This window comes from Moorena sp. SIO3E8 (genome assembly GCF_010692445.1).
Taxonomy (GTDB): domain Bacteria; phylum Cyanobacteriota; class Cyanobacteriia; order Cyanobacteriales; family Coleofasciculaceae; genus Moorena; species Moorena bouillonii.
The window spans coordinates 40,424-63,340 of the sequence record NZ_JAAHHM010000015.1; the positions used below are offsets into that span (position 1 = coordinate 40,424).

At 44.1% G+C, this 22,917-nt stretch carries 19 protein-coding genes, 1 tRNA gene and 1 pseudogene; 9 read left to right on the forward strand and 12 right to left on the reverse strand.

Annotated features, from left to right (window positions below):
• The first annotated feature begins 196 nt into the window (after positions 1–196).
• Complete coding sequence (locus F6K46_RS08725; protein ID WP_293055515.1) at positions 197–1,081, forward strand: hypothetical protein; 885 nt, start codon at positions 197–199, stop codon at positions 1,079–1,081.
• 121 nt (positions 1,082–1,202) lie between these two features.
• Here F6K46_RS08725 and F6K46_RS08730 read toward each other — a convergent pair.
• The 8 genes from F6K46_RS08730 to F6K46_RS08765 form a co-directional block, all read right to left on the reverse strand.
• Positions 1,203–1,274: transfer RNA gene (locus F6K46_RS08730), tRNA-Gln, on the reverse strand.
• Positions 1,275–1,459: 185 nt separating this feature from the next.
• On the reverse strand, positions 1,460–3,403 hold the full coding sequence (locus F6K46_RS08735; RefSeq protein WP_293055512.1) for a R3H domain-containing nucleic acid-binding protein: 1,944 nt from the start codon (positions 3,401–3,403) through the stop codon (positions 1,460–1,462).
• A gap of 165 nt (positions 3,404–3,568) precedes the next feature.
• A complete protein-coding gene (gene ldpA, locus F6K46_RS08740; RefSeq protein ID WP_293055509.1) occupies positions 3,569–4,774 on the reverse strand; it encodes a circadian clock protein LdpA in 1,206 nt (401 codons plus the stop codon).
• 325 nt (positions 4,775–5,099) lie between these two features.
• Complete coding sequence (locus F6K46_RS08745) at positions 5,100–5,720, reverse strand: VWA domain-containing protein (RefSeq protein WP_293055506.1); 621 nt, start codon at positions 5,718–5,720, stop codon at positions 5,100–5,102.
• 336 nt (positions 5,721–6,056) lie between these two features.
• A complete protein-coding gene (locus F6K46_RS08750; protein WP_293055503.1) occupies positions 6,057–6,509 on the reverse strand; it encodes a hypothetical protein in 453 nt (150 codons plus the stop codon).
• Between the two features lie 107 nt (positions 6,510–6,616).
• Complete coding sequence (locus F6K46_RS08755; RefSeq protein WP_293055500.1) at positions 6,617–7,222, reverse strand: VWA domain-containing protein; 606 nt, start codon at positions 7,220–7,222, stop codon at positions 6,617–6,619.
• Positions 7,223–7,438: 216 nt separating this feature from the next.
• Complete coding sequence (locus tag F6K46_RS08760) at positions 7,439–7,597, reverse strand: hypothetical protein (RefSeq protein ID WP_293055497.1); 159 nt, start codon at positions 7,595–7,597, stop codon at positions 7,439–7,441.
• Positions 7,598–7,608: 11 nt separating this feature from the next.
• Positions 7,609–8,103 carry an NAD(P)H-quinone oxidoreductase subunit N gene (locus F6K46_RS08765; protein WP_070393888.1) on the reverse strand — a complete coding sequence of 165 codons (495 nt, stop codon included), beginning with the start codon at positions 8,101–8,103 and terminating at the stop codon, positions 7,609–7,611.
• Between the two features lie 450 nt (positions 8,104–8,553).
• On the opposite strand from F6K46_RS08765, the gene F6K46_RS08770 reads away from it, so the two are divergent.
• Both F6K46_RS08770 and F6K46_RS08775 read left to right on the forward strand, forming a co-directional pair.
• Positions 8,554–9,720 carry a transposase gene (locus F6K46_RS08770; RefSeq protein ID WP_366510694.1) on the forward strand — a complete coding sequence of 389 codons (1,167 nt, stop codon included), beginning with the start codon at positions 8,554–8,556 and terminating at the stop codon, positions 9,718–9,720.
• A 112-nt stretch (positions 9,721–9,832) separates the two neighbouring features.
• Positions 9,833–9,954, forward strand: a pseudogene (locus tag F6K46_RS08775) (IS4 family transposase); the annotation flags it as partial.
• Here the strand turns inward: F6K46_RS08775 and F6K46_RS08780 are convergent.
• The gene (locus F6K46_RS08780) at positions 9,924–10,643 is read right to left on the reverse strand and encodes an MvdD family ATP-grasp ribosomal peptide maturase (protein ID WP_366510649.1); all 720 of its coding nucleotides are present in this window, start codon (positions 10,641–10,643) and stop codon (positions 9,924–9,926) included. The pseudogene F6K46_RS08775 and the gene F6K46_RS08780 sit on opposite strands and share 31 nt — an antisense overlap.
• Here F6K46_RS08780 and F6K46_RS08785 point away from each other — a divergent pair.
• On the forward strand, positions 10,616–10,792 hold the full coding sequence (locus tag F6K46_RS08785; protein WP_293051339.1) for a hypothetical protein: 177 nt from the start codon (positions 10,616–10,618) through the stop codon (positions 10,790–10,792). The two genes, F6K46_RS08780 and F6K46_RS08785, sit on opposite strands and share 28 nt — an antisense overlap.
• A 135-nt stretch (positions 10,793–10,927) precedes the next feature.
• Here F6K46_RS08785 and F6K46_RS08790 read toward each other — a convergent pair whose 3' ends face one another.
• Positions 10,928–11,356 (reverse strand): hypothetical protein, encoded by a 429-nt coding sequence (locus F6K46_RS08790; RefSeq protein WP_293051342.1) that lies wholly within the window; start codon positions 11,354–11,356, stop codon positions 10,928–10,930.
• Positions 11,357–11,586: 230 nt separating this feature from the next.
• Here F6K46_RS08790 and F6K46_RS08795 point away from each other — a divergent pair, with 230 nt between their 5' ends.
• Positions 11,587–11,754, forward strand: a complete 168-nt coding sequence (locus tag F6K46_RS08795; protein ID WP_293051345.1) for a hypothetical protein — start codon at positions 11,587–11,589, stop codon at positions 11,752–11,754.
• On the opposite strand, the gene F6K46_RS08800 is transcribed toward F6K46_RS08795, so the two are convergent.
• Both F6K46_RS08800 and F6K46_RS08805 read right to left on the reverse strand, forming a co-directional pair.
• A complete protein-coding gene (locus F6K46_RS08800; protein ID WP_293051348.1) occupies positions 11,751–12,245 on the reverse strand; it encodes a TIGR00725 family protein in 495 nt (164 codons plus the stop codon). The genes F6K46_RS08795 and F6K46_RS08800 overlap by 4 nt on opposite strands.
• 581 nt (positions 12,246–12,826) lie before the next feature.
• Positions 12,827–13,066, reverse strand: coding sequence for a hypothetical protein (locus tag F6K46_RS08805; RefSeq protein ID WP_293051351.1), 240 nt, complete (start codon positions 13,064–13,066; stop codon positions 12,827–12,829).
• Positions 13,067–13,078: 12 nt separating this feature from the next.
• Here F6K46_RS08805 and F6K46_RS08810 point away from each other — a divergent pair, with 12 nt between their 5' ends.
• From F6K46_RS08810 to F6K46_RS40095, 4 genes are all read left to right on the forward strand, one after another.
• On the forward strand, positions 13,079–18,886 hold the full coding sequence (locus tag F6K46_RS08810) for a tetratricopeptide repeat protein (protein ID WP_293051354.1): 5,808 nt from the start codon (positions 13,079–13,081) through the stop codon (positions 18,884–18,886).
• A gap of 307 nt (positions 18,887–19,193) precedes the next feature.
• Positions 19,194–19,988: a sulfotransferase domain-containing protein gene (locus F6K46_RS08815; protein ID WP_293051357.1), complete on the forward strand. Its 795-nt coding sequence runs from the start codon at positions 19,194–19,196 to the stop codon at positions 19,986–19,988.
• 766 nt (positions 19,989–20,754) lie between these two features.
• Positions 20,755–22,170, forward strand: a complete 1,416-nt coding sequence (locus tag F6K46_RS08820; RefSeq protein ID WP_293051360.1) for a zinc ribbon domain-containing protein — start codon at positions 20,755–20,757, stop codon at positions 22,168–22,170.
• 320 nt (positions 22,171–22,490) lie between these two features.
• On the forward strand, positions 22,491–22,829 hold the full coding sequence (locus F6K46_RS40095) for a DUF6209 family protein (RefSeq protein WP_366664689.1): 339 nt from the start codon (positions 22,491–22,493) through the stop codon (positions 22,827–22,829).
• Positions 22,830–22,917 lie beyond the last annotated feature (88 nt).

The following is a 22,917-nucleotide window of genomic DNA, read 5'->3' on the forward strand; positions in this document are numbered from 1 at the left end:
CAATAGGTTAACTAAATATAGTGTTATAGTTTTCACTATCAGGTGATGGGGTGATGGGGTGATGGGTGATGGGCAAGACGAACGGAAAATCTTCCCCGAATTGTCTTATTAAAAATTAACTAGCCCATAGCAAAGCGCGATTAGATAATAGTGATTTAAAAGAACAATAGTGATTTAAGAAAACTTTTTTAAGTATATGTTACGTACAATTGCGATTTTTGTTCTATCTCTAACCCTATGTTGGACTACAGTAGGGTGTGGTTCTCCTAACTCAAGCCAAGTGTCGCTGAATCGGGGTGGGAATACGTCCTTTACTCCGACTCGGTTGAGTGATGGGAAATATCCTGTACAACAGGCAACCTACGATGATGTTAATGGGGTATATACCCTAATGGTACTCAATACTCCTGCGGGTAGTCCACCAGTGTTTCAAAGCAGGGATTTGCAGATGGCACGTCTGACTGATGAGCAGGTTGCTGCTGGGGAAAATACTTATCTGAGTATTGATGACAATCAGCCGGTGATGTACTTAACTGAAGACTTCCGGATTCAATATGTTCACAATGTTACTGAGAATAGACCTAATCCTCAAACTGGTCAACAAGAAACAGTAATCGTGCGTCAGCAATCCAGTTTCTGGGCTCCGTTTGCTGGTGCCTTGGCTGGTCAAGCTATAGGTAGTCTACTATTTCGACCTCAATACTATGTTCCACCGGTTTATCAACCGGGAGGAGTTCTGACTGGTTATGGTGGGTATGGTAACAGCTATAGTCAAGCAGTGAAGCGATATGAAACACGGTACCAATCACCGCCACCCGTGGTTAAAAATACTCGCTCTTTCCGCACGACTGGTAGCTTAAGAAAATCTCCTGCAGCTAATCAAGCCACTACTCGTAAAGCCTCACCCAACGCTAATCGCTCCACAGGAAGTGGTTTCGGCTCAAGTCAGTTACGCACCTCTAGTCCATCTAGTACTAACAAAGCCAAACCAAGAAGCAGTGGTTTTGGCAGCACGAAGCGATCGCCTTCTGGCTTTGGTAGTAGTCGTGGTGGTAGTCGTTCCTTCAGACGCCGCCGCTAGTTTAGACACCCCTTACCCAAAAGAAGCTTCTAAAGACTTTAGAAGCTTCTTATTTTGCTTGACTGCCAAGTTATTTTGTCATTGACTACCATAACCTGACTAGTACAACTGACTACTATAACTGGGGTGCTAGGATTCGAACCTAGGAATGGCGGGACCAAAACCCGCTGCCTTACCGCTTGGCTACACCCCATTGATTCCACTTCTTTGATGATAACAGATTTGACTGGGAATATGTCAAGTATTTTTTTAGTTATTTTTCCTTTGGCTTAAAGGGTGATGGGGTGATGGGTTGATGGTTTCCGGAAGGAAGAGAAAGAGATCTTGATTGTTTGAACTATCTTGCTTTTGTCCCCCCTCTTCCTCTTTAACCTAGATTCACGCCGGATAAATCCGTAAACGTCGGTTGGGTTCATCGCCAAAGCTAGAAGACTTGAGGCGATAGTGTTCAACTAACTCGTGTTGCATCTTCCGCACCTTAGCCGATCGCGGCAACAATTCTACGGGTTGGCCTTTGGGAATCACAATTTGCTCAACTGCTAAACGGGCTTCTTCTAGAGCCTCGATTTCATCCTCGCTAACGCTTTGGGCAAATAACTCCAAATCAGCAGCATCGGGAATTGTGGGGTCATCCATGTGCAACAGACGCCTTAATGCCCGAGTAATCTGGGGGATGGAGCTAGCTTTGATAGCGTGAATCGGGATCTGACGAGATTTAGCAATGGACTTGAGCTTGGAGTGGTTTTTGACATGCGATCGCAATCCTAAAACCACATCAGCAGTATCCATGTTTTTTGTCAAGACCACAGGCAAATTGAGGATTTGGATCACTTGCTCGATTTGATGACGACTAATGCCGTAAGGATAGACCTGTAGTGGCAAATCCTCACCATTAGGTCCTAACATCTCCATCCCTTGACCCAAGCGCTCTTGCTGTGACCAAGATTCAGCCAGCAGCTGTTCAAACATACTATTTTCCCGAGCTGGCTTTGGTTCTTGAAGGGATAGGGGATTCATCTGCCCAGATGAACGCCAACCTTTTGGTTGGCTAGGAGTCGTTAGGGTAAGGTGACCCTTGCTCCGACCATTTAGGGGAGTGGTAACTGGAGCGCTAGGTAATTCTCGGGTAATGGTTACCTTACCATTTTCATCTTCTGTCCTGACTGGAGGATTTGGTTGACGTCCCCTGAGTAAATTATCAACCGTGTCCGCAACACTTTCATGTACTACCCAACGCTTACGCTCTAGCATTTCTACAGCGATTTCAAAGGTTGGGGGGGCTTTTCGCTCCAAAACGGTTTTCTGGGAGCCTCGCCGTCTGGCTTCGTCATCGCCTAGGGTTACAGCCTGGATACCGCCTACTAAATCCGAAAGAGTGGGATTTTTAATCAAGTTTTCAATCCGATTGCCGTGAGCAGTTCCCACCAGCATCACCCCCCGTTCCGCAATGGTACGAGCGGCCTGAGCTTCCAGTTCTGTGCCAATTTCATCGATAACGATCACTTCTGGCATATGGTTTTCCACCGCCTCAATCATCACCTGATGCTGATGTTCTGGGCTAGCGACCTGCATCCGTCGGGCTCGACCAATAGCTGGGTGAGGAATATCGCCATCTCCAGCAATTTCGTTAGAGGTGTCGATAATCACGACCCGTTTGTCTAATTCGTCTGCCAGAACTCGGGCAATTTCCCGTAAAGCAGTAGTTTTGCCTACACCAGGACGCCCAAGCATCAAAATTGACTTACCAGTTTCGACTAAGTCACGAATCATGCCGATGGTACCAAAGACCGCTCGACCCACACGACAGGTTAAGCCAATAATTTCCCCTGGACGGTTCCGAATCGCACTAATGCGGTGCAAGGTACCCTCAATTCCGGCTCGGTTATCACCGCTAAAGGATCCAACTCGCTCAACACAGTGATTGATTTGTTCGATAGTAACTGGTGTATCAGAAAGGTACTCTGCCCGATCACGAAAGCGCACTTCTGGGAAGCGACCGAGATCCATAATCACTTCGATCAAACTGTCCCTTTCAGGATGTTGCTCCAATAATGAGCGAATTTCTGCTGGCAAAATGTCTAGTAATTTTGGCAGGTCATCTGTAATTTTTTCACAGTTTGAAATCCCCTGAGTTTTGTCCACTGTTTCTTGGTGTTCCTTGGTAGGTATGGTCGCACAATCTAGTTGAAGATTGTCACTTACCTCTGAGGATTGATCCCTTACGGTCATCGCCTCAACCAAGTTATTTTCATAAACCACTGGTAATTCTTGATGGAATGACACTTGTTGCTCTGAAAGCTTGCTTAGTGGAAAATTCACCATTTGTTTTGACCAAATAAAGCGATTTCTGCTGTTAATTTTTGCCCAGTTAAACTTTCGGTTGTTAGTCAGGTTTGGGATTTAGGTCATGTCTAATTTTACTCCTAATAATTGAATGTTTTTATGCCAATTTAATCCAACAGTATTCCTCGATTAAAGTCAAGAAAATCAGATACTCTCGGGGATTTTTTTTTCTGATTTGAGTTGAGCCACCAGGGCATGGGCATCTGTCACAGCCTGCCAGAGCAGATCTGGTACATCTTCAAGGTTTCTATCAGAGGGATTAGGAACGAATCCCTGGTGGTGATCAACGTTTTGGTCATAGTCTGGTTCTAACTTTTCTAGAATCGGTGAGAGTAGAACTCGGGCGTAGCTACCGTAAGCCACACCGGCAACGTAGGGTAGATTATTTGGTTGTTCGCCTAGAGTGGCCTTTTGGCCAAGGTTGTTGTAAGAACGTTCAACCGGCAACCTATCAACTTGGGCTAGCTTCAAAAGCCTAGCTGCTCTTAGTTTGCTGACGGTGTGGTTATTGGTACCACCAGCTAACTGTACGTATCCTGGTAATCCAGCAGCGATGACTTTTTGAGCGAGTTTGATAGCAGCATGAGTTGTACCCATGCCTATATCCCCACTCATAGGACGTCCATCGGTTTGCCAGATTAGAGGACAGGGTAAAGGCTGGATGAGTTGGTAGATTTCTTTTAGGTAGTTAATCAAATCTTTACCATCTGGGCAGCTAATGGCTAGGAGTTTGAGTTGAGCGCACCAGGGTGCGATCGCATTCCATAGTCTTTTAAAATCTGGTAAATTCCCGACTTTGGTGTGAATTTCTATAGCATCAACGCCATTGCTTAGAATCAGGGGTGCGATCGCAAAAGGAGCTGATACGTATGAGCGAGTAGTGATCAGCTGATGGGGGCAAACTGGCAGACAACGACCACAGCCATAGCAGCGTTGGTCGAGCACACCAGAGTAAGCTTCACTGCCATTCTGGAAAGTAATTGCTTGTGCTGGGCAAATCTTTTCACAGGGACGGGGGCAGTCCCCTGGACACAAATCTGAGTCAAATTCGGCTTTTCGGAAATGGGGGTCTTCCCCATCATTCAAGCTCACCATCAGCCATGGTCTGCCACAGAATCCAAACCCTCGCTGTTTGGCTTCATTTCCCATGGTGTTGGCGACTTGTAAGGCATCTTTCGCCGCCGAAATGACCGCCGGGTCAGCTGCCACATCAATACAATCGGCACCGGCGAGGGTGTAAGCCAAGGTTAGGCTTCTAACAGCAGGGAGGTGTTGAAAACTGGCTCCGCAAATGAGCTTGAACCAATCACCCTCCCTTAAGGAATGTAAGGGATAGTAAAGTTCATTCACTCCTATATGCTAAATCTTTAACGCGAAAATGGGGAGACTAATTTTACAATTCGAGTAATGAAAAAGGTTTTTTTTGAGGCGCTTACAAACCTTTCCAGGGGGGGAAATCCCTCAATTGTTTTCCAAAAATGCAGATTTAGGGTAGCTGGTTTTATTCTTACACCAAATGTAGGGGTTGAATTCCTACAGCTGATCTCACTAAAATAATGGTGTCAATTAATTCAAAATTATTTTTATTTCAAAATTGTTTTTATTTCAACCCATCCCACGTGATAATTAGTCGTGGGATGGTTTTGCAGCCATGGGAATTTTGGCGCTTCTTCGGTTAATCAATAATCGCGTTAAGCAAGACCTCGGCTAAGGTCATATTCTCCATGTCTTCTAGAGTCACTGTGTCCACGATGTCAAATTGAGCCCCAGCCCCTTGAAGGTCATCATCAAGTACTTTCAGAAACCGAGTTGCCATGGCATCATTACCCACTTGGATCAGTGAAATGCCTAGCTCTTCATCCCGGTCTATTTGCCGAGATGCTTCAATGATCACTCGCATTACAGCTTTGCGGTCATCTGGCTCACCATCGGTTATCACCAAGAAGGTTTCCCCATTGGGTTTGGTTTGCCCAGCCGCTTTGCGCTTAAAGTAGTCATCGGTGGCATCCTTTAGCACACCAGCGAGATCGGTCCGACCCATGGGATCATTTTCTTGGAAAATTTGTTCTACTTTATCTGAGGTAACATTATCGTACCGTCTAAAGCGACTAGAAAACAGGTAAACCGTAATCCCATCTGGATCGAGCTGTTCACATTTTCTGGCCACTGCTAAGGTAGACTCTTGGGCAATCTGCCATCGACTTTTGCTCCTATCTTGGTAGTCTGGGCTAGACATACTGCCACTTTTGTCGATGATTAACGTATAGTCACGGTCTTCCACGAGTGAACCTCCCACGAAAAAATTTCCTCCTTACCTTAAACTGCCACGATTTCTTAATCTAGCTTAACTAATATTCCCACAGCTCATCTGGGTGTTTTTGCCCTAAGATTCTTGGCAGTAGTTCATTTATGCCAAAAATATCTAACTATTATTACAAGCATCCTTCAACTGCAGCACCCTAGACTTGCTCATCATGGTACGTTAAGGTTGATTTATTTTATTGACTATTGTCTCTATATTTCTATTATAAATTAAGAGAATAATCTTAGAGATTAATCGTAAACTATTGACAGGTTACTTAGGAGCTGTGTTCCCTGATCACTATCAGATGATATTTGACGAGTCTGATAGTCAAGACTGAGTTTCTTTTAAGGCTTGCAAATAGTCAATTGCTGCCTCCAGTTTGGAGGGATAGGAATCAGAAAATTCTTCAAACCACAAGCCTTCGGCTGAGTTTGGAGTTAAGTTTTTTAGCCACTCAGTCGCTTGCTGATTAAGGGCTTCTCGTTCTCTTTGTTTTTCCTGCTGAACTCGTTTTTGTTCAGCTTCGAGTTCCTGCTGTTGTTTGAGAGCGTCTTCTTGGTCTTTTTTATCAAACTCTGTTCTCATCTCAGCCAGCTCCCGATCCTGAGCAGTAGATACCCAATCAGGTATTTTCGCTGGTGATTGACTAGTTGGTGGATCAGTTAGTGGCAAATTAACTGGTTGTTCCTGAAACAGAGGTTTTTCTTGCGGTTGAACACCAGCATCTTTTTGTTCATACTCAGCTTTGAGTTGGGCTAACAAGTCATCCATTGACTCCATGACTTACGTCTCCTCTTACGTTGTTAACTGTAATGGTGATGTTTAAACAGTTAACTTACAGCACCTCGCACCCTGACGGGATAAATCCCACTAACCTTTCCTATCATTTAATCAATAATAGCATTGATCAAAACTTCAGTGAGAGTCATATCCTCCATCTGATCAATAGTTACCGTATCTACGATGTCAAACTTAGCCCCAGCATTTTGCAGCTCATCATCTAATATTTTTAAGAATTTAGTTGCCTGGAGATCATTCCCGATTTGGATGAAGGAAATTGCTAGTTCTTCATCAATATCAATACGCCGTGATGCTTCTATGATCACCTTCATCACAGCTTTCCGTTCATCAGGCTCCCCATCAGTGACCACTAAGATGGTTTCTCCATTTTCTTTGGTTTGGCCGCTAGCCTTACGTTTAAAATAGTCGTTGGTGGCATCAAGTAAAACACCAGCTAAATCCGTGCGTCCCGATGGTTCATTTTCCTGGAATATCTGTAGGACTTTATCTGCGGTTACATTGTCGTAGCGTTTAAAGCGACCAGCAAATACATAAACGGTGATGCCATCTGGATCTAATTCTTCACATTTATTGGCTAAGGCAAGGGTAGACTCCTGCATGATTTGCCAACGGCTTTTTCCACCCAGTTGGTCTTTAATCGACATGCTGCCACTTTTATCGATGATTAAGGTGTAGTCACGTTGTTCGAGCATTGCTAGTCTTACCCACTGTCATCCTACACCTCTAGGGTATCAAACTTATCATTTTTGACTACTTACGGGGTTGGGTATCCAGAAATATCAGCATTCAGCTATCAGCGGTCAGCATTCAGCGGTCAGCATTCAGCTATCAGCGGTCAGCATTCAGCTATCAGCGGTCAGCATTCAGCTATCAGCATTCAGCTATCAGCATTCAGCTTATGGGCTAGATCACAGGCTAGAAGCCTGTGCCACGGTACTGTTAGCGCAGGGTGCCCGTAGCTCAATCGGTGCTTTTGAATCAAATAAGCTGACCGCTGACCGCTGACCGCTGACCGCTGACCGCTGACCAGTGACCGCTGACTGCTGACCGCTGATAGCTGACGTCATTGATACTGATACTAGAAATTGGCTACAGAAACGAGTCCCGGCAAAGTCTCCTTGAGGGGTTGCCAACGGAAATAACGCTCCCCTCCCATCTCTAGGATTACTTTGACTCGTGGTTCTTGCTGGGGCAATGTAGTTAGATAGTCAACTTCTTGACTAGATAGTATATTTCCTTCAAGAATCCACAGCACCAACCCTTTAGAGTTGGGAGATAGGGCTGAGAGTTGGTAGTTTACCAAGGGCGGCAGGTAGTAAACATCACCGACTGCAGATGATTTACCCATATTTTTCTTGCCCAGATGAGGAGGGCGAACACCGTGAATTCCAGTTAGATAAGCGGCTGGATCTCCGAGTCCTTTGGCAGTAATGGAAACGGTGATATAGCCAGCAGCCCGCAAACGCCGCTGATAACGACCTTCAAACCCACCTTCTAATGGTGCATAAACTGCCAATGCACCAGACTTTTCTAGTGCCCGGATGAATGACTTGCCGGTGGTGATCAGTGCCATTGCTACCTCTGCTTCTGCCTTAAGTTTTGTTAACTCCTGTCAGCCTCCCATTATAAAGGACTGTTGGCAAATTCCCTCGAAGATGGTGGAAACAGAGCAAAATATCGCGGGTTGGGGCAACAGCATCACAAATCTGACCGCTTTTCAAGAATCAATAACCATGGCGGTATAAAAAAAAACGTGATCAGAATTGCTAAATTTAAAAAAACTATCAGAATAAGCAGGTGCACAAAATTAATTACACATTTTCCAAAACTCAAAGCCTTACAATGTAAGGGTTACAGAGATTGGTATTAGGTAATTAATTATGTGTAGGTGCTTAGAACGGGAGCGTGAGAACCCCTACCTTTTAAGGAGGGTATGAAACGCGACACGAACGCGCTCCGCGTCTCCTACGGAGAACGGGTTTTAATCCGTCGTGTCATAATAGAGGCAAGGAGGTGATGCTAATTGTACAAAACAATCCCGATAAAAGCGACATTTACAGACGAAGAAAAAGCTTTTTGGATTTTTCAGTGTGAACAGGCCAATAGCTTAATAAATTGTGCTATTTACTACACCAAACAGAAACACTACAATTGGCTTGAACAACAAAAAGAATCATTCACCACCTACTGGAAAGGTGACGATCTTAGATCTGGCTGGAAAACCTACAAATGCAGTACAAAGTACCCGGAACTAGATCAAGCCTTAAAGTTAAATCCACATTACAAAGCAATGGCTGCTCAATCTGCTCAACAGACGCTCTTGACAGTCGGTGAGTCCATTGCTAGTTACAATCAATTGGTGGGTCTATATTACAAAGAAAAAGTCGATAGACCAAAACTTCTTAGATATCGCAAGAAGGGAGGGTTAGCTGCTGTTACATTTCCTCGTCAAGCATTAAGCTATAAAAACGGTTATTTTGCTCCGTCGATCAGTAGAGAAACCAAACCTCACTTAATTACTGAGATTGCGCTAGAACCACCAGGTTTCATAGATCCAGATTGGGTCAAAGAGGTGACAATTCGCCCGTACCTGGGAGAGCTATGGATTGACTGGGTGATTGATGACGGGTTTGAGCCAGTCTCCCACAATCCCAACCTGGATTACTCCCAAGCCTGGAGTTTCGATCACGGTGGAGATAACTGGTTGACTGGTGTTTCGACCCACGGGAAAAGCCTGATAATTGACGGTCGCAAGCTCAAGTCAATGAACCAGGGCCACTGCCGGTTAGTTGCTAAGTACAAAGAAGGTAAGCCCGATTTTTACTGGGATGCCAACCTGGATCGGGTTCAGCGAAAGCGAAACAACCAGATGAGGGATGGAATCAACAAGGCGGCTAGGTTCATTATTAACCGGTGTTTAAATGATCACATTGGAAACCTGATAATTGGTTGGAATGAGGGACAGAAAAATCGTTCGACTATGGGAAAGCGGGGTAATCAGAATTTTGTCGTAATCCCCACCAAAAGACTGATTGAGAGATTAAAGCAACTCTGTTTAGAGTATGGCATTAAATTAACAATTACCGAGGAAGCGTACACCAGTAAAGCGTCTTACCTTGACGAGGATCCATTGCCAAAATATGGTGAAAAACCCAACGGATGGAAGCCGTCAGTGCGATTCGTTGGCTAGAAACCTTATCCCATAAGGATTTGGGGGATTAGCCACAAGGTAAGAAACCTTGATAACTTGATAACCATGTTGGTGAGATACCAACCCTCGCGAAATCCGAGTGACANCGCAATGTTGGGAATTAGTTGATAAGTTAATGCGTTTAAGTCGTCATAAGCTCGATAATTATTTACGAGGTATGAGAGCTATGAAGCTTATACAGTCTACTTTTTAGCTCTCATGTCGCCCCCCCAGGAAATGGGGAAGTGGGGTGAAAACGTCTCCAACCAGAAAAATTCCCCAACCGGGTTAACTTCCAGGAATACATACCGACCATCAGGGGTAAGAATAATATCTATGGCTCCATAGTTTAAACCAAAATAAGCCATCAGTTGGAGCAACTTTTTCTCAATATCTTCGGGTAAATCATAGGCTTGCCAAGATTTAACTAACGCTCGGCCTTCCTTGCGCCAGTCGAAAGTAGAGCCTTCTAAGCTCTGGGAATCCACGGCAGCAGTAAATATACGGTGTCCTACAATGGTTGTTCGTAATTCTAGAGCCTTGGGCACTTTTTCCTGAAAGGTCATCGGACAGAAACGCAGTCCTTCCACATGCTCTAAATCCTCGGCTGTGACTGGGTTCGTGAAAACAACCTGTTCTTGCCCTTGCTCCCCATAGATAACAAAAGAAGATAGCATTTTGGTAACGATACCCTGCTCTTGACATTCAGAGGCAAATTGCTTCAGTGCCTCTGGATTGTTGGTACTTAGGGTACGGGGCGTAATCAAGCCCACCTCTCGTGCCACTTGGAGCTGTAGTTGCTTATTGTTAGCGACATCAACATTAGACATTTTGTCGAAGTGGAATGCCTTGATGCTGGCAATCATACCCCTAACCGTGACGCGACATTCCTGAATTGCAGCGTTTCGATACTGCTGATCCATACGCGAACAACCTGACAACCTTGGCCAAAAGGCCACGCTACGCGAACAACCTGACAACCTTGGCCAAAAGGCCACGCGCGCGCGAACAACCTGACAACCTTGGCCAAAAGGCCACGCTACGCGAACAACTATTCCACAAAGCTCTTTAATTCATTCCATGATTAAGCAACGCCTTTAGGGAACAGGGAACAGAGAAAAAATCCTGTGTACCTGATTAGACTAGAAACCGCTATAATAATTAAAAGTGTTGTGTCAATTATTGTGTACTTGGGATGCCAAGCTGACTAGCACGGATCATATAAAAAACTCTGTTTTATCAAGTTCCACTCTCGAATTAAGTGGGTTTCACTTGGCCTTAACTTACGCCCCTTTAACTCAGGGTGACTAGCATAGAATACCGCATCGATTAATGCTGTAATTGTCTCCCCGTAATCCTTCACCTCATAACCATAGTCTCCATGATCAGCATAACAGCTAGGTATTTCCATCCAAACAATCCTGTCTTTCAAAACCTCTTTAATAGCTAACCACTCTTGGTTGTACTGTGTTTGGTCAGACTTGATCCTCTTGTCTGACATTTCTGGATTAGCCTGCCAAAAATAAAAGTTAGTAAACCGGTCTAGTACAGACTCGGGAACACACGCAAGTGCTTGACTATGGAAAACAACCGAGGCGGAAATAATTGATAAGCCTAGAGATTTAAATTTGAGCATTGTCCGAAATCGTTACACTTCTTTCTTTAGTCTTCCTTTCCTATAGGGTGTCTTCAGTACCTTTTGTGCATTAGTTCCAGTTAAAAAACTCGGAAAGCTTACTACACAAGGGATGCAGTCTGCCAAAGGAGGTTTCCCCCACTCGCGCTTTGCATCAAGACAGGAAAATTATGGTATTCAACTAACAAAATTTAGGGAAGACAGAACAGGAAACTTCAGATCATGAAATAGTGCGATGCTCCTTGGCCTTGGCCTATTGGCCACGCTACGCGAATGGGCCACGCTACGCGAATGGAGCCGCTACGCGAACGCATTTTCCCCCTGCTGTTTTTAATCACTCAAAAACTGTTGCACTGACACACTACTTGCCATCTGGCCTACATCTACAACAGATCTAAGCCTGACTTAAAATAGTTTTAACCAACTCAATAGCAGCATCTGGACTTGTTGCCAAAAACACATTCTCCTGGGACAGACTACAGAAAAACTGTTGACTCTCTCGATGGTCACTCAACAAAACAACCTTTTTCCAACTTTTGAGAGCCAGAGCAATTTCTGATGCTGTTCCTATGCCCATACCACAGGCAATCACCACATCACTGGAGAGTACATTAATCGTATTGCGAGCATTGCCCATATCCGTAACGATGGCAATATCGACAGCATCAGACATGGCCCTAGTGTCCTTGGTGGGTAAGATACCAATCGTTAACCCACCAACCATTTTGGCTCCCCGACTCGCAGCATCCATTACTCCCACATTTCTGCCACCGGTCAGCAGTACCCAGCCATTATCAGCAATGAGTTGACCGAGACGATAAGCACGATTAATGTCACTATCAGTCGCCTTGTCACCAGGCCCCATTACCCCAACCACTATTTTTCTCATGGCTTATTTAACTCTCAGAGACTGTTAATAAAGTAACTCTTAAGATAGCTATCAGCGTGTCGCGTATCAGCTTACGGCGGTTTGCATAACTATCAAGTACACAGGATTTTCTCCTTCTTTCCTCTTCCGTTCGCGTAGCGTGGCCCACGGCCTCAGTCCCTGCTCCCAGCTCCGAAGCTCCCAGCTCCGAAGCTCCCTGCTCCCTAAAAACCCATAAATTTGTACCTAATTGAAGTGCAAACCGCTGTATGTGCTACAAATGGTGCTGCTTGAGGTGCTTTTCAATAAAATAAGCACCTCAAGCAGCATGAGCCTTAGGCTGACGGCTGACGGCTGACGGCTGAATGCTATAGTATGAAGCGTCTGTAAACCTTGTGTAAAACTTCGGTAAAGGTGTGCTTAATTGTCAATTAAATCACACAGACAATTGGAGTTATCTGCTAATAATTTTGTTTGCCAATAATTTCCTTAACAAAACTGAGTTATCAATAACTGATTAACCCATTTTTTAATAAAAATTAGCTATAATTCCTAGCGATATCTAATTTGTAGATTGAGAGGATAGCGTTTCCTAGTAAGGGTCAGATATAGTCAATTTTATTACCCCTCCCCATCTCCCCATCTCCCCATCTCCCCACACCTCCCACACCTCCCACACCTCCCACACTTTCCTCTCTTTCCTCTCTTTCCTCTCTTTCCCGACTCCCGACTCCCGACTCCCGACTCCCTACTCCCAGATCAGCTGTTCTCTGTTGCCTTTGGAAATGTTCCATCGACTCAAACGATACTTTCTGATTAGTTCGCCATCCCCCAAACATCACCTGCTGTCCTCAATGGCAGAAGATACCTTGCTCACTCCCCATCGACTCCATTATCACCATTGGCATGGGAATAATGGTCATCTCCCCCCTGTGGCGTTAGTTAACTGGTTATCGACATCAGAAGCATCTAGAGAACAAAACAATAATCAAGAAAATAATCAAGATAATAATCAGCAAAATAATCTAGGAACTGTCCCCCTAGCAGAAGAACAGAAAACAGCGGAATCATGTATAAATCATGGGGATTACCTGTGGGCAAAGGGTCAACTAAATGAAGCAGTGACCCAGTATCACCAGGCAATTAAACTAGACCCTAAATCGAGCCTGGGTTACCAACGTCTAGGAGCAACGTTGAAGCAACAAGGTCAATTCGATCAAGCCACTGCTTACTATCGCAAAGCAATTAAATTGGCTGGACTAGAAACCATCGAGTGGGATCAGTCACAATCAAGAAAATCATCTATAGGTCAATCTGTTCCTAGCTCTAGTGAGCGCCATTGTAAACAACATCAGTCAGGAGGTCTTTTGGAAGCAGTCACGGTTTATCTACAACAGGCGCAGACTTACTTGAAGCAAAGACAATGGCAACAGGCGATCGCTGCCTGTGAGCGAGCCATTAAAATTGCCCCAGATACAGCCCAGGCTTACAAGATTTGGGGAAATGCGCTACAGTTCATGGGTCAGACTACTGAAGCTATGGGTCACTATGGCCAAGCTTTGGAAATTGAGCCGGATTTTGCTGAAGTTTATGCTAATCTCGGTAGCTTGTATGCCGGTCAGCAGAAGTGGGAAGATGCGATCGCCTATTATCAAAAGGCGATTAAGCTAAAACCCGATTTGGCTGGGGCTTATCGCAACTTAGCTAAAGTATGGACTGAGCTGGGAAACCAACAGGAAGTGCTTAAATGCTGTTATCATCAGCTGATGCTAGAGTTGGATAAATCTAAACCAGAGGACTTCCTTAATCTAGGAAATCAGTTATTTAAGGAAGGTCTGGTAACAGAAGCGATCGCTTGTTACCGCCAGGTAATTGAGCAGAATCCCCAGTCGGTGGTAGCTTACCAAAACCTGGCAGAAGCCTTGAATCGCCAGGGGAAATGGCAAGAGGCAAATGCTTACTATCGTAAATTACTCCAATTTTATCGGACCGGTTCTCAGTTAACAGCTTCTCAGTTACCAGCTTCTCAGTTACCAGCTTCTCAGTTACCAGCTTCTCAGATAAATAGTCAGATAAATGGTCAGTTAACTAGTCAGATCAATGGTCACACCCACAATCAAGCTAACGCCTCTGATGCCCTGAAACAGGCTATTGTTCCTGAATTGGTAGACAACCAGAAGCAGCAGCAGGTGTCAATTACTCCCCCTAAACGTTACAGAGGAGGGACGATAAAAGCGTCAACTGTTGCCATCGTGCCTAGCCCATCTCAAATTACCGTTAATCCCACCAATCCAACCGTAAAGCCTATCCCTACTGCTCCAGAACGATTAGACCGAGAGCAATTAAAGCCAGAGCAATTAAAGCCAGAGCAATTAGACCGAGACCAATTGGACAGAATTCGCGATCGCACACCACGACTCGGCGGCGGCAATCATATCCCCCAACTTCCTGACTCTAGAGCCTCTGAGTCTAATCTAGAACGAGATCAAAGCCTTGAGTCGTTTATCAAAGCAGCTCAACAAAATCCAGATTCAGCTAAAATCCAGACAAATTTAGGCAGTGCTTATGCTCAGCGGCAGCAGTGGCAAGATGCGATCGCATGTTATCAAAAAGCGATCGCAATTAATCCCAGCTTTGCTGGAGCTTACCGTAACTTAGCAAAAGTTCTAACTCAAACCAATCAACCAGAAGCAGCAGCGGATTATTGGTATCAAGCTCTGACCTTGGAACCGAATACCGTATCGGCTGAAGAACACTTGAATTTGGGTAATACCTTAACCGCCCAAGGGAAATTAGCCCAAGGGATAGCCTGTTATCGTCAGGCAATTCAATTGAAACCTAATTTGTCTGAAGCTTACCATCGACTAGGGGATTTGCTAAAAAACCAAGGACAAGAGCAAGAGCTGCTAACCCTTTATCAGCAAGCAGTTCAAAACAATCCCCAAGATGCTAAAGCTTACTTCTATTTAGGAAACCTGTTCACAGAGCAAGAAGCATGGGAGCAAGCTTACCCTTGTTATCTCAAAGCGACTCAACTGCAACCGAATCTTGGACAAGCTCATCATAATTTAGGAGATACCTTAGTTAAGCAGCAACGGTGGGAAGAAGCAGTAACAGCTTACCGTCGAGCCATTGAGATACAGCCAGAGTTTTCCTGGTCTTATAACAACATGGGCGATGCTTTGCTTAAGTTAGAACGGTGGCAAGACGCAGCCGATGTGTTCCGACAAGCCATTGAACTCAAGCCAGATTTCCCCTGGTCTTATCAAAATTTAGGTGATGCCCTACAAGCCTTGGAGCAGTGGGATGAAGCAATTATTGCCTATCGCCATGGGATTGAGGTGAAATCCGATTGGCCCTGGTCTTATTACAACTTGGGACAAGCCTTAGCAAAAACTGGACAGTGGCTGGATGCGATCGCAGCCTATCGTAACGCTATCGAACTTGACCCGAATTTTGCTAAGGCCTATAGTCATCTCGGTGAAGCCTTAGCAAGAGTTGGGGAGTGGGATGAAGCGATTATCTGTTACGAACAAGCCATTGATATTGACCCCAGTCTTCATGTTTCCGTATACCAGAATTTAGGAGAAGCCTTAGAACGAAACGGATATAGTAATTCAGAGCTTAATAATTCAGAGCTTAATAATTTAGAGCTTAATAATTTAGAACTTAGGACAAAAGACGATAAGTCTAAGTGGCTCTTTGAAGCAATCAATTCAAAGCTTAGGACAAAAGACGATAGCTCTCAGTGGCCCCACGTTTTCCTTCAACCCTTTCATCCCCCCCAAACTCTCCCTGATGGCAGCCCCTGGCCAAAGATATCGATTGTTACCCCTTCGCTGAATCAAGGTGAGTTTATCGAAGAAACTATATTATCAGTGATTCATCAGCACTATCCCAATGTCGAACACATCCTGATTGATGGGGGCTCTACTGATGAAACCATGACCATTGTTAATCAATATCGAGACCACCTTACCTATGTGGTTAGTGAACCGGATAGTGGCCAAAGTGAAGCCTTGAACAAAGGATTTGCGATCGCATCTGGGGAAATCTTGACGTGGCTTAATAGTGATGACCGATTAGCGCCAGGAGCCTTATATAGGGTAGCGCTAGCCTTTTACACTAGTGGTGCTGATGTGGTAGCCGGTGTCTGTCAACTGTTTAAAGATGGCGTAGCCCTAGAGCAACACTTAACATCTTGTCCTAATGGACTGATATCCCTTGAAGAAATCTTAGATGTAGAAAGGAATTGGCTAACAGGGAAATTCTTCTATCAGCCAGAAGTCATGTTTACCCGCACCATTTGGGAAAAGTGTGGTGCATCAGTAGATCAATCCCTCTTCTACAGTATGGATTACGAGTTGTGGGCGCGATTTGCTGCTAAGGGAGCCACCTTACAGGTAATTGGTTATCCCGTAGCTCAATACCGTATCCATGAAAACCAAAAGACTAGCACTAAAGATAAGTATGAGCCGGAATTACTATCAGTATCAGAGGCCCTGCGGACTAAATTCAACTGTCCTAAGTCTAAAGGGACAGAAGAGCCTGGGCAACGCCACAGCCTGCGCATTGTGTGCTTCAACGATACCGGATTTCTCGGAGGGGCTGGGATTGCTCACCAACGCATTGCCAAATCCTTAGCCTTAGCAGGGCATCAAGTAATTCCCGTTGCTGGCACATTAGACTGGTCATTGACTCCCGTAGACTGCACAGCAGAAGAGGTTTATCAATTAATTGCTAGTCTCAATCCGGATTTAGTCGTAGTGGGGAATATCCACAATATGACCAATCCCTTGGACATTTTGGAAAGACTTACCAGTCATTTCCCCACTATCTTTGTGATGCACGACCAGTGGTTACTTACCGGACGCTGTGCTTATGTAGGGGATTGTGAAAATTACACCACCCTATGTGATCACGAATGTCCCACTAGCCATGAGTACCCGAGCTTAGGATCAGAGAAAATAGCCGATGCTTTTCATAAAAAACATCGGCTTTTAGGGAGCTATAAAACTGTGTTAGTGCTAGGAGATAGTCACTGGACCACTAATTGGGCTCGTTATGCCTTTGACTATCACCAGCCTCGACGGAATTTCCAAGAATGCGAAAGTAAATTTCAGAGCATTTACTATGGCATCGATTTAGATATCTTTAGGCCCTTAGACCAGGCTGAATGTCGGAGCCAGCTAAATTTACCTCTCGATAAATTTATTATACTCACTGGTAGTCAATCTGTAAACGATCAGCGCAAAGGATTTAAGTATTTACTCAAAGCCCTAGACATCGCCAATCTCGATAATATCCTACTGGTGAGTTTTGGTCATGGCTCTGCGATCGCAGAAAACCTTAATGTTTGGAGTACAGGATATATTTACCACCCCTCTATTCTAGCATGTTACTACAGCGCTGCCGATGTATTTATTGGGCCATCCCTTCAAGAAGCATTTGGTCAAACCTTTATAGAAGCAGCAGCCTGTGGCACACCAGCCATTGGCTATGGAGTAGGTGGTGTCAAAGAAGCCATCTTGAATCGAGTGTCAGGACGAGTAGTGACCCAAAAAACCCCAGAAGCCTTAGCTAAGGTAATCAAAGAATTGTACTATGACCCCGACAAATTAGACCTGTTGGGGAAAACCGCAGCTATGTATATTGCCAACCACTTCTCCTTACAGTCGAGCTATCACAGTTTTATGGTGGCCTTAGACCAAAGCGGTTGGGTCGATCAGATCCAAATTCCCAGGGCAAGTAAATTTTTAGTAGACTCTCCCAAACTTACTCAACCCCTAGGGATTAAAAGCGGCATTCCCAAAAACAACAGTAGTATTATCTCTGGGGTTGGTATTCAAGGTTATACCCGTCAGGGTTTTGGAGCATTAGAACAACCCTTGCCAGAAAATGGTCTTTTTCGTCCCAGCCAGTGGTTACTGTGGCCAGAGGGGGAGTTTGCCATCATTGCCGATAATCCCAGGAAAGGTCAGCTAGTCATTGCCTGCCGTAACGTCTCCCAGGGTCAGTTCCTTGAAGTTTGGCAACAGGGTAAGTTACTATTGCGGGTAGCAGTGCATCACTCTGGGATCGATCAAGTTAATGTATTTACCCTACCCATTTCGTTACTTGAAGGCTTCAATTTATTTTCCCTGAAGACCGAGACCTATCATGTTGATCAGTCCAATCGTCATTTAGGGGTACTGATTGAGAGAATTACATTTACAGAGCAACTCGATTGGGAACCGTTGCGGGAACGCAATCAATTATCCATCCTCATGGATGACCATCTCAATGGTATCGGTTGGTTATCACCTGATACATTAAATGGCACACCAGTTCGCTGGATGGAGAAGGTAGGTAGTGTGATTATTGACGGTATTAATACTATCAAGCCGTTGCAAGTGCGAGTTTCAGGAATGATGGCGGTGGAGAAACGGTTTATTAGCGATATGGTAGTTAAGGTAAATGGCAACGCTATTGATGGAGAGGTTCAGGAACAATCCGATAAATCTTGGGTGTTTGAAGGAATTATTCCCTCTGGCAGCCTAACCTTAAACGCTCCATTTGTGCTATCGATTGAATCACCAGGGGTGGGTCAGTTATCATCTATTGATTCGAGATTAGCTAGCCTATTAGTGAAATCGGTGATCATTGGAGCAGTTGAAGGCTAATGGGAGATTATTCAGTAGCTAGTATAATAATTTAGTAAGCTATCAGCTAATGCGCTACGCGCACGCTACGCGAACAGCTATCAGCTATCAGCTATCAGCTATCAGCCAATGGCCTTTGGCCACGCTGCGCGAACAGCTTATGAGCACGCTACGGAACTTTTGAATAAAACAAGAGGTAAGCATTCGTTTTATCTGAGTGAATTCACAGGCTAGAAGCCTGTGCCACAAAGCTGACGGCTGAATGCTTATCTAAGTTAAATCTTGGAATAGGGAGTAGGGACCAGGGAGTAGTTTTTAAAGAGGATTAATGGAAAAAATTATATATACACGAGACAATCAGAAAGTTTCTCTTGAGGTACCTCCCCCTGGTGATCTTCCTAGTTTCTTCGTCTTCGCGCTCCACAAATCAGGGAGTGTGATGCAGGACAAAATTATTGAAGATATCGGTTTTAACCTAAATATACCACTGATTAGTGTTGCCAAGACTTCCTTTAATCAAGGGGTAGAAGAAAGTGCCTTTGGTAAGGATATCTGTGACCTTTTTGTCAAAACCGGATATGGCTTTTACGGCTCTCGATATCTCCCTGCCTATCTTAATGATTTCGATTTGAGTGGCTTTAAAAAGATATTACTAATTCGCGATCCCAGGGATATTGTAGTATCCCATTATTTTTCCATGAAGAACAGTCATGTTATTCCCCCAGGTAAGGTAGGTGATGCTATTTGGAAAAATCGCCAGCGACTACAAGATATTGATATAGATGAGTACGCGATTCAACAAGCACCGATATTTCGCAAAATAATTCAAAGGTACAGCAAGATTGAAGATCAGTTATTCAAACTGTTTAGGTATGAAGATATCGTTTTCCATAAGCGTCAGTGGGTTGGGGATATTATAACTTTTTTGGAAGTAGAGCTTGAAGAGAATAAAATAGAGGAAATAGCTAAGAAGCACGATATTTTTCCAACTAAAGAAAATCCCGCATTACACATCCGTAAAGTTACCCCAGGAGATTACAAAGAAAAGTTGCAACCTGCCACTATTGATCAGCTTAATGAATGTTTTAAACCTATCTTGATTAAGTATGGGTATGAGAATTAAGAATGTAGAATGTAGAATGTAGAATTAAGAATGTAGAATGTAGAATGTAGAATGTAGAATTTATAATTTATAATTTATAATTTAGAGGGAGCATTTCCCCTTTGTAATTATGTATATAGATCCCCCCTAACCCCCCTTAAAAAGGGGGGAATTAGATTCAAAAGTCCCCCTTACTAAGGGGGATTTAGGGGGATCTGAATCAGGGATTAACAAAACTGACATGCTCCCGAATGTAGAATTCATAATTCTTAATTCATAATTCTTAATTCATAATTCTTAAATGTTAAGCATTATTTAAGGTTTTTCCCACTCCCTATCGGGTAAATTTTACTGTCTTTATGCAAAGCCCCAGTGGGGGAAACCCCCTTTTGCCGCTGGCAAAAATTCCAGAGAAAATTCCCACACTCCCCACCCGCCGCTGATTTCCTGTCTTTCCTCTTGACAAGTGTTTTTCCTTTAATCTAGTATATCGGAGGTTGCTTGAGTCCCTAGCAGCAAAAAGCTGGGGCAGTAACTTCTGTAGTGGTACAGAAAAAATAGTTACGAGGGTGCTTAACCTTTCGGTTAATTACTTTTTAACCCAATCATTACGATAAGGAAAGAAAATTAATTATGCAAAAACTACGCAATGCGCTATTGGCATTAGTTATTGCCTCGCAATCAAACCCCTAAAAATAGGGATAAATCGGTATTTAATATCACAAAATGGACATTGACATTTAACTAGCGCTATAGTATTATTGAAGTGTAGGACACAGATCTAACAATGTCTAAGAAAGTAGACGAAGCAAAGAAAAGATCAACTCAAATCGTCCCCGTCATAGGGATGACTGAGTCGGTTGGTGCTGAGCTGTTGTCTACTATGAAAAAGTTGGGGATCGTTCGTTCCGAGTCTTATAACAAGCTGGGCAGTATCAATCATTGGAGTCTTGACTGGAAAAAGGCGTACCCAGAAGTCAGGAGCTTTAGGACCCCCGAATCATTGGGACTGCCTTCCAAGCTAATGGAATGGACTGTCAGTGATGTGGCAAAAGCCATTACAGCTCAACAAGCTGCTTGCACTGAAGCAGTCATCAAGAAGATTTACAAAAGATTTTCCGGGAAAGACAACCAAAAAAGAAGAAAAGAGCTTTGCAAACAACTAAAGACTTTAGCTTTCCTGGACAACCCTCTTCTCCACAGGCTTGTAAGAAAAGAGTTTCAAAGAGGACATTCTTGGGTAAAAAATCAGATAGTTTACCAGCAAGGAGGATATAGCTGTAAGCGACTTTCCCGCAATACTTACCAACTAGAACTAGCTGGGTTGAGAAGAGGTAAAATAAATAGAATAATAGTCAAGTCTAATCGTAAAATAAAAGGACAGATTAGGCTGATTTATAATAAATTGCTGCAAAGGTTTGAGATTCACTTCTTAGTGAATCATGGAACTGCGGAAATTCCATCTGAACGTCGGAGTATCGGAGTAGACAAGGGATACACTGAAGCTTTCTATGACTCTGATGGTCAGGCACACGGGAAAGGATTAGGGTACGCTACTACTGCAAAATCTGATCGCATATGTAGTAAAAATCGAAAAAGAGGAAAACTTTGGGCATTACACAAAAAGTTAGAGAAATTAGACCCGGCTAAATCGACTCGTATCCTTAAAAACAATCTGACCCGAAAGACAGAAAACAAGCGTTACAAACAAGATCAATCGAAGTTGGCGGCTATTATAGGAGCCGCATCTAAATCGCTGTTTAACGGAGAATCATTAAAAGTTTTTTCTGTTCGCGAAGCGTGGCCTACGGCCTCAGATTTAACACGACAATTTACGAATAAACGCCAGTCCAAAGCTGCATCCCGCAAACTCAATAGTTGGATTAAAGGAAAAATGCGGGATTCCTTGCAGAAATGGGCTAATTGGACTGGTTCAGTCGTGACAGAAGTTCAACCTAGTTACACGTCGCAAGTTGACTCCAGAAATGGAACCCTATTAGGGAAAAGGACTGGGGACAATTTTACCGGATTTGATGGGGTCGTGTTGCAGGCTGACCATAACGCTGCCAAAAATGTCCTTGATAGAGGTACGGACAAGGACATCACCCGGTACATGAGTAAAGCCGAGGTGCAGGCAGTATTATTGCGCCGTACTGCGCGTTTCTTGTGCATGAATGGGACTGAGTCTGCTAGATGCAGTTGAGCTTGGCTGGCTTGACTCCAAACATGAGCTTTGCTCAGGCTTTCAAGCAACTCCTGGTCGGGATGCCAAGAACGTCTAAATAGATGAATGGCAGGCTTAACTCCAATTGCTGTATGACCAATCCTCACTTAGACCACAATAAATTGCACCTTGACCGTCTTATCCGGGTTTATCCCGATTAATTACGGTTTAAGAGTATCCCATAGCTCTGACTTGGATGCCTTCTTTTACGGTACCTTCTGCACAGGCTGCTGAATATACTCCTGGACTCCAGTTTTCAATCGAGCCCGGAACAGGGGATTTTGTTCAATTCCAAAGCGGTGCGATATTTTCGCCGGGCCAGAAAGTTAATTAATGTTTTTTATGACTCCCTCAGGTTAGCTTCGCCTGCAAATCGAAGTTGTCCTAAGTTTGATGATTCAACTACTGTAACAGGCCACGTGATGTCTGATAACAGCGGCAAGATTACTAAATTCCGCCTTAAGTCCCTTAACCCCCCTGCGGTGGATTACGTCAAGGTTGGAACGTTTACTACCCCTGATTGCTATTGGGGTAGTGATGAGATCCAGATCTGGTTCACTGGCATCGACGACTATGGCAATATTTGTTACGATAGTAAATTCGGCCAAAATTACTCTTTTCCAGTGATTTGCGAATAATAAGTTGTTGAGTCTGGAGACAATTCTCAGCAGTTAAGTAACTTAGCCTTTGCTACTGGAATTCTCCCCAACGAAGCAACTGAAAAAG

Excerpts from the sequence above, each read along its gene's own strand:
- F6K46_RS08750 (WP_293055503.1), bottom strand. The coding sequence starts at position 6,509 with ATGGAGTCAATGGATGACTTGTTAGCCCAACTCAAAGCTGAGTATGAA.
- F6K46_RS08765 (WP_070393888.1), bottom strand. The coding sequence starts at position 8,103 with ATGGCACTGATCACCACCGGCAAGTCATTCATCCGGGCACTAGAAAAG.
- F6K46_RS08815 (WP_293051357.1), top strand. The coding sequence starts at position 19,194 with ATGGAAAAAATTATATATACACGAGACAATCAGAAAGTTTCTCTTGAG.
- F6K46_RS08800 (WP_293051348.1), bottom strand. The coding sequence starts at position 12,245 with ATGAGAAAAATAGTGGTTGGGGTAATGGGGCCTGGTGACAAGGCGACT.
- F6K46_RS08735 (WP_293055512.1), bottom strand. The coding sequence starts at position 3,403 with ATGGTGAATTTTCCACTAAGCAAGCTTTCAGAGCAACAAGTGTCATTC.
- F6K46_RS08755 (WP_293055500.1), bottom strand. The coding sequence starts at position 7,222 with ATGCTCGAACAACGTGACTACACCTTAATCATCGATAAAAGTGGCAGC.
- F6K46_RS08760 (WP_293055497.1), bottom strand. The coding sequence starts at position 7,597 with ATGACGTCAGCTATCAGCGGTCAGCAGTCAGCGGTCACTGGTCAGCGG.
- F6K46_RS08820 (WP_293051360.1), top strand. The coding sequence starts at position 20,755 with ATGTCTAAGAAAGTAGACGAAGCAAAGAAAAGATCAACTCAAATCGTC.
- F6K46_RS08810 (WP_293051354.1), top strand. The coding sequence starts at position 13,079 with ATGGCAGAAGATACCTTGCTCACTCCCCATCGACTCCATTATCACCAT.
- F6K46_RS08780 (WP_366510649.1), bottom strand. The coding sequence starts at position 10,643 with ATGGATCAGCAGTATCGAAACGCTGCAATTCAGGAATGTCGCGTCACG.
- F6K46_RS08790 (WP_293051342.1), bottom strand. The coding sequence starts at position 11,356 with ATGCTCAAATTTAAATCTCTAGGCTTATCAATTATTTCCGCCTCGGTT.
- F6K46_RS08725 (WP_293055515.1), top strand. The coding sequence starts at position 197 with ATGTTACGTACAATTGCGATTTTTGTTCTATCTCTAACCCTATGTTGG.